At 65.9% G+C, this 5,592-nt stretch carries 6 protein-coding genes; 5 read left to right on the top strand and 1 reads right to left on the bottom strand.

Features of this window, described 5'->3' with window-relative positions:
* The 3 genes from IV091_RS11455 to IV091_RS11445 form a co-directional block, all read left to right on the top strand.
* Window positions 1-480, top strand: a 480-nt coding sequence (locus IV091_RS11455; RefSeq protein ID WP_293468768.1) for a nitrilase-related carbon-nitrogen hydrolase, incomplete at its 5' end; no start/stop codon positions are given.
* A gap of 10 nt (window positions 481-490) precedes the next feature.
* Window positions 491-2,584, top strand: coding sequence for a nitrogen regulation protein NR(II) (locus tag IV091_RS11450; protein ID WP_293468767.1), 2,094 nt, complete (start codon window positions 491-493; stop codon window positions 2,582-2,584).
* Window positions 2,571-3,197 carry a response regulator gene (locus IV091_RS11445; RefSeq protein ID WP_293468765.1) on the top strand — a complete coding sequence of 209 codons (627 nt, stop codon included), beginning with the start codon at window positions 2,571-2,573 and terminating at the stop codon, window positions 3,195-3,197. The genes IV091_RS11450 and IV091_RS11445 overlap by 14 nt, the downstream gene beginning before the upstream one ends.
* Window positions 3,198-3,214: 17 nt before the next feature.
* On the opposite strand, the gene IV091_RS11440 is transcribed toward IV091_RS11445, so the two are convergent.
* The gene (locus IV091_RS11440) at window positions 3,215-3,367 is read right to left on the bottom strand and encodes a hypothetical protein (RefSeq protein ID WP_293468763.1); all 153 of its coding nucleotides are present in this window, start codon (window positions 3,365-3,367) and stop codon (window positions 3,215-3,217) included.
* Between IV091_RS11440 and IV091_RS11435 the strand changes: the two genes are divergently transcribed.
* Together IV091_RS11435 and IV091_RS11430 are read left to right on the top strand one after the other, a co-directional pair.
* Window positions 3,315-4,574, top strand: coding sequence for an MltA domain-containing protein (locus IV091_RS11435; protein ID WP_293468761.1), 1,260 nt, complete (start codon window positions 3,315-3,317; stop codon window positions 4,572-4,574). The two genes, IV091_RS11440 and IV091_RS11435, sit on opposite strands and share 53 nt — an antisense overlap.
* Before the next feature lie 128 nt (window positions 4,575-4,702).
* On the top strand, window positions 4,703-5,592 hold an 890-nt coding region (locus IV091_RS11430; RefSeq protein ID WP_293468759.1), incomplete at its 3' end, for an alkaline phosphatase PhoX.

Raw genomic sequence — 5,592 nt, 5'->3', positions numbered from 1 at the left:
CGCTACGACAAGATCCACCTGTTCAGGTTTGCACACGGCCAGGAAGACTACGACGAAACCCGTGTGCTGACGCCCGGCACGCAGCCGGTGCGCTTTGCGCTGGCCTCCCGCGACGGCCATGTGTATACCGTGGGCATGAGCGTGTGCTACGACCTGCGTTTCCCCGAGTTGTACCGCGCGCTGGCAGCCGATGTGCTGCTGGTGCCCAGTGCGTTCACTGTCACCACCGGCCAGGCCCACTGGGAGGTGCTGCTGCGTGCCAGGGCGATTGAAAACCTGGCCTATGTGGTGGCGGCCGCGCAGGGCGGCGCGCATGAAAACGGGCGAAGCACCTGGGGCCGCAGCATGCTGGTCGATCCGTGGGGCCAGGTCATGGCGCAGCAGCCGCAGGGCGAGGGACTGGTGCTGGGCGACGTGATGGGCGGCCTGCTGCAGGAGGTGCGCCAGCGCCTTCCCGCATTGGCGCATCGGGTATTGTGAGGCGGGACGCATGAAATTGTATTTTGCAGGCGTGCTTGGCGGCGCCAGCCGGCGCTGGTCGCTTTGGGCCATGCTGGTGGCGCTGCTGGTGGGCTTGCTGGGGCTGCTGGTCTGGCTGGCCGGGCGCTATGAGGCCAGCCTGGTGCAAGACCGCCTGGAACACAACGCCGCAGAAGCCGTGACCGATATCCGTTCGGGGCTGACCCGCAACATCCAGACGTTTCAGGCCCTGCAGTCGAGCGAGCGCATGCCCGAGTCCTGGCATCTGTCGGCTGCCCGCCTGCTGCGCGAACGCCGCGAGGTCCTGCGGCTGGAATGGCGCGACGTGGCGATGCAGACCCTGGGATTTGTCGAAACCCCGTATCACAGCGCGGTGTTTGAGCGGCTGGGCCGCAGCAGCCTGCAGGCCGATGTGGGCCTGACCTGCACCACGGCGGCCCGCCTGAGCGGCGCAGCCTATTCCCGGAGCTACTTCATGCCTCAATTCGACGGCATGGGCATGGAGGTTCTGGACATGTGCCTGCCGATCATGGCGGCGGGCCGCCTGAGCGGCTACACGGTGGTGACCTATGCGCTGCAGGACATCCTGGCCGAGCTGGTGGGCAAGCAGGTGGCCCGCGGCATCGGCCTGTCGTTCACGGAGGCCGATGGCACGCGGCTGGCGCTGCATGGCGCGCCGCTGCGGGGCCGGCAGGTCTATGTGGCGCAGCAATTGCTGGATCTGCCGGGTAATACGCTGGTGCTGCGCACGGAGAACCGGCTGGGCACCCCGGCGCTGTTTCCCAATGTGCTGACGGCGCTGGTCACGGCCATGGCGCTGGCCTTGCTGGCCGTGCTGTTTTTGCTGGCCCGCGACATGCGGCGGCGCCTGAAGGTCGAAGATGATCTGGGCGAGGCGCTGGCCTTTCGCAAAGCCATGGAGGACTCGCTGCTGACCGGCCTGCGTGCCCGCGACTTGCAGGGCCGCATCACGTATGTCAACCCGGCCTTTTGCAACATGCTGGGCCTGGAGGCACAGCAGTTGCTCAACCAGAGCATGCCCTCCCCGTATTGGCCGCCCGAGCTGGCCGATGACTACCAGCAGCGTCAGGAAGTCCGCCTGGCGGGCAACACGCTGCCGCGTGAGGGCCACGAATCGGTGTTCATGCGGCAGGATGGCAGCCGGTTTCCGGTGCTGATCATGGAGGCGCCCCTGATCAACGCGGTGGGCAAGCACACCGGCTGGATGAGCACCATTCTGGACGTGAGCGAGCAGCGCCGGGTCGAGGAAGTCTCACGCGCCAGCCAGGACCGCTTGCAGGCCACGGCGCGGCTGGCCATGGTGGGCGAGATGGCGTCGCTGCTCAGCCACGAACTGAACCAGCCGCTGGCCGCCATTTCAAGCTACGCCACGGGCTCGCTCAACTTGCTGCAGGATGCGCTGGACAGTGGCGCGGCCACCCCATCCGGGCCGCACCTTTCTGAAGACCTGCAACTGGCGATGCGCCGCATTGCAGAGCAGGCCGAGCGCGCCGGCAAGGTCATCAAGAGCGTGCATGATTTTGTGCGGCGGCGCGACAAGGTGCGCGAGACGGTGGCGCCGCGGGCACTGCTCGATGCTGTCATGCCGCTGGTGAGCCTGCAGGCCCGCAAGCTGGGGGTGCGCCTGGTGATCGAGGTGGACCCGGCCTGCGCGCCCGTGCTGTGCGACACCATCATGGTGGAGCAAGTGCTGCTCAACCTGTCCCGTAACGGCATGCAGGCCATGCAGGGCGCGGATGAAACGCCAGGCGCCGAACGGGCGCCGCGCCGGGGTGCGAAAGTGCTGACCCTGCGGATTCGCCACGCCGCTTCCAATGCACGCAGCCAATGGGTCGAATTTGCGGTGAGCGACTGCGGCGAGGGCATCTCGGAGCAAGTGGCCAGGCAGCTGTTTACCCCCTTTTTCACCACCAAGGCAGAGGGCATGGGACTGGGGCTCAGCCTGTGCCGCACCGTGATCGAGCAGCATGGCGGCTTCCTCGGCTACGAAGCGGTGCAGCCGCGCGGTACGATTTTCACCTTTACCTTGCCGGTCGCGCCGCGGCCCGACGACCTTCAGGAGCCTTCCCATGGAACCGATTAAAAATGCCACGGTGTACATCGTGGATGACGACAGCGGCGTGCGCGATGCGCTGGCCTGGCTGCTGCGTTCGCGCCGGCTGACCAGCGAAACCTTTGACAGCGCCGAAGCCTTCGACGCCCGGGTGTCGCCGCCGTTTTCGGTCCAGTCGCCATCCTGCGTCTTGCTTGACGTGCGGATGGCGGCCCTGAGCGGCCTGGCCATGTTTGAAAAGCTGATTGCCTATGGCCTGCTGCCCACGCTGCCCGTGATTTTTTTGACCGGCCATGCCGACGTGCCTACGGCGGTGGACACCGTCAAGCGCGGCGCCTTTGATTTCTTTGAAAAACCATTTTCTGACAATGCCCTGGTCGACCGCATCGAGCAGGCGCTTGGCCATTCTGCCGCCGCGCTGGCCCTGCTCAGCCAGTCGACCAGCCTGCAGGCGCGGCTGGGGGGGCTGACCGATCGCGAACTCGATGTGATGCGGCTGGTGGTGGACGGCTTGCCCAACAAGCTGGTGGCCGACCAGCTGGACATCAGCGTTCGCACGGTGGAAGTGCACCGGGCCCGGGTTTTTGACAAAATGGACGTCAAGTCAGCCGTGGAACTGGCCAACCTGCTGCGCAGCTTGTAGCTTGTGGACGGCAGCGCTTATTTTTTCCCCGCTTCCTCTTGCGTGCCTGGCACCGGGGGCGGCGAATCGTCCTTCAATTCCCCTTTTTTTCTTCCGGAAAACATCGTCCACCACACAATGAACACGAACAACAGCAATGCCCCAAGGGCTTCGAGCAAGAGGAGGGACATGGCAATTCCTTGGGTTGCAACTACAGTTTCAGGACGGTCAATCGGCGCCCTGGTGTCGGTGCGGCTGGGGTCAATTATCGCCACGGCGGCGCTGCTCGCTTCATGCACCAGCACGCCGCTGCCGCCCGCATCGTCGCTGCCGCCCGCAGCGGCTGGCGTGCCGGCCATCATCGCCAGCCGCCCCGGCGATACCGGCCCGCTGCCCGCATCGCTGGTGCAGGGCAAGAGCCGCTGGATACCGGTGCGCTGGGCCGAGTTGCCGGGTTTTGAAGAGGACAGCCTGTCTGAGGCCTGGAACGCCTGGATCAAGAGTTGCGAGCGGCCCGGCCCGGTGTTTGCACCGCTGTGCGCAGAAGTCCGGCGCCTGAGTATTGCGTCGGGCGAAGACCAGCGGGCCTGGATGCTGACCCGCCTGCAGCCCTATCGGGTCGAGACCCATCAGGGCGTGGCCGATGGCCTGCTCACCAGCTATTACGAGCCCGTGCTCAAGGCCAGCCGGCAGCCTGGCTCAGGCTATGAGGTGCCGCTGTACCGCCCGCCCGCTGGCCTGGGCAACCGCAAACCGTGGTTTTCGCGCCAGGAAATCGACACCCTGCCTGAAGCGCGCACGGCCTTGAGAGGCCGTGAAATTGCCTGGGTGGACAACCCGGTCGAGGTGATGTCGCTGCACATCCAGGGTTCGGGCCGGCTCAACATCACCGAGCCCGACGGCTCCCAGCGCATCGTCCGGGTGGCTTATGCCGGCTCCAACGAGCAGCCTTTTCGCAGCGTCACCCAGTGGCTGGCGGACCAGGGCGAAGGCCGCATGGTCGCGCCCTGGGTCGAGTCGACCAAGGCCTGGGCCTCGAAAAATCCGCAGCGCGTGCAGCAAATGCTCTGGAGCAACCCGCGCTACACCTTTTTCCAGGAGCAGCCGCTAAGCCTTTTCGATGCTGCTTTTGGCCCCAAGGGCGCGCAGGGCGTGCCGCTGACGCCGGGCCGATCGATTGCGGTCGATCCCGGCAGCATTCCCTACGGCACGCCGGTCTGGCTGGCGTCGCGCGGCGGCGCGGCCAATCTGCAAAAGCTGGTGCTGGCGCAGGACACCGGCAGCGCCATCGTTGGCGCGGTGCGCGCCGATTATTTTGCCGGCACCGGCATTGATGCCGGCCTGCTGGCGTCCCGGGTCAACCAGCCGCTGCGGCTGTGGGCGCTCTGGCCCAAATAGTCACGCTGCGCGCGGCCAGTGATGTGGCCGCCGTGTCACCAAACCGTCACGGTTTCTTCACGGTATTGTCATCGTGCCCTCCTAATCTCCTCAGGCTGACTGCACTTGACCAACCTGAGGACACCCTGATGACGCAAGCTATTGATTTCAACGACGAAAACTCCAACACCTCGGACAACCCGAGTTTTGACAGCGTGCTCCAGGCCCGCCTGAGCCGCCGTGGCCTGCTGCGCGGCAGCGTGGGCAGCGCGGGCACCACCCTGCTGGGCGGCCTGGCCCTGGCAGGTTGCGGCGGCGGCAGCGACGCGCTGGCCGTCGTCCCGACACCGACACCTGCAGTTGCTACGGAAACGCTCCTGAGCTTTGCCGCCGTGGCCAAAACCATGGCCGACACCGTGACGGTGCCCGCCGGCTACACCGCCAGCGTGCTGTATGCGCTGGGCGACCCGCTCACTGCCGCCACCCCGGCCTACAAAAACGACGGCACAGACACCGGCTTTGAGAACCGCGCCGGCGACCACCATGACGGCATGGAATGGTTCGGCCTGGATGCCAGCGGCAAGCCCTCTACCTCGGCCATTGATCGCGGCTTGCTGGCCATGAATCACGAAGCCACCACCGACGAAACGCGCAGTTCCTTTTTCCTGCACGCCAACGGCGGCACCTCCACGCTGCCACGCCCGGCCGCAGAAGTGGACAAGGAAACGGCCATACACGGCATCTCGGTCGTGGAAGTGAAAAGCACCGCCGGCAAGTGGGCCACGGTACCCGGTTCGGCCTTGAACTTCCGCCTGACCAGCCTGAGCGAGAACATCCAGCTCAATGGACCGGCACGCGGCAACGCCCTGATGGTGACGAAATATTCGACCGACGGCACCAGGACACGCGGCACGCTCAACAACTGCGGCACCGGCAAGACCCCCTGGGGCACCTTCCTGACGGGCGAGGAAAACTGGGCCGGTTACTTTTTCCGCAACGCCGCCGACGACACCGCCCGCGGCGACAAGAGCGTGGCCTC

The sequence above is a fragment of the Polaromonas sp. genome, assembly GCF_018780625.1.
Classification (GTDB): domain Bacteria; phylum Pseudomonadota; class Gammaproteobacteria; order Burkholderiales; family Burkholderiaceae_C; genus Polaromonas.
This window is presented reverse-complemented; position numbering and strand designations above follow the sequence as displayed.

What these genes read in the sequence shown, in the direction of transcription:
- IV091_RS11450 (WP_293468767.1), top strand. Translation starts at nt 491, where the DNA reads ATGAAATTGTATTTTGCAGGCGTGCTTGGCGGCGCCAGCCGGCGCTGG.
- IV091_RS11445 (WP_293468765.1), top strand. Translation starts at nt 2,571, where the DNA reads ATGGAACCGATTAAAAATGCCACGGTGTACATCGTGGATGACGACAGC.
- IV091_RS11435 (WP_293468761.1), top strand. Translation starts at nt 3,315, where the DNA reads ATGAACACGAACAACAGCAATGCCCCAAGGGCTTCGAGCAAGAGGAGG.
- IV091_RS11440 (WP_293468763.1), bottom strand. Translation starts at nt 3,367, where the DNA reads ATGTCCCTCCTCTTGCTCGAAGCCCTTGGGGCATTGCTGTTGTTCGTG.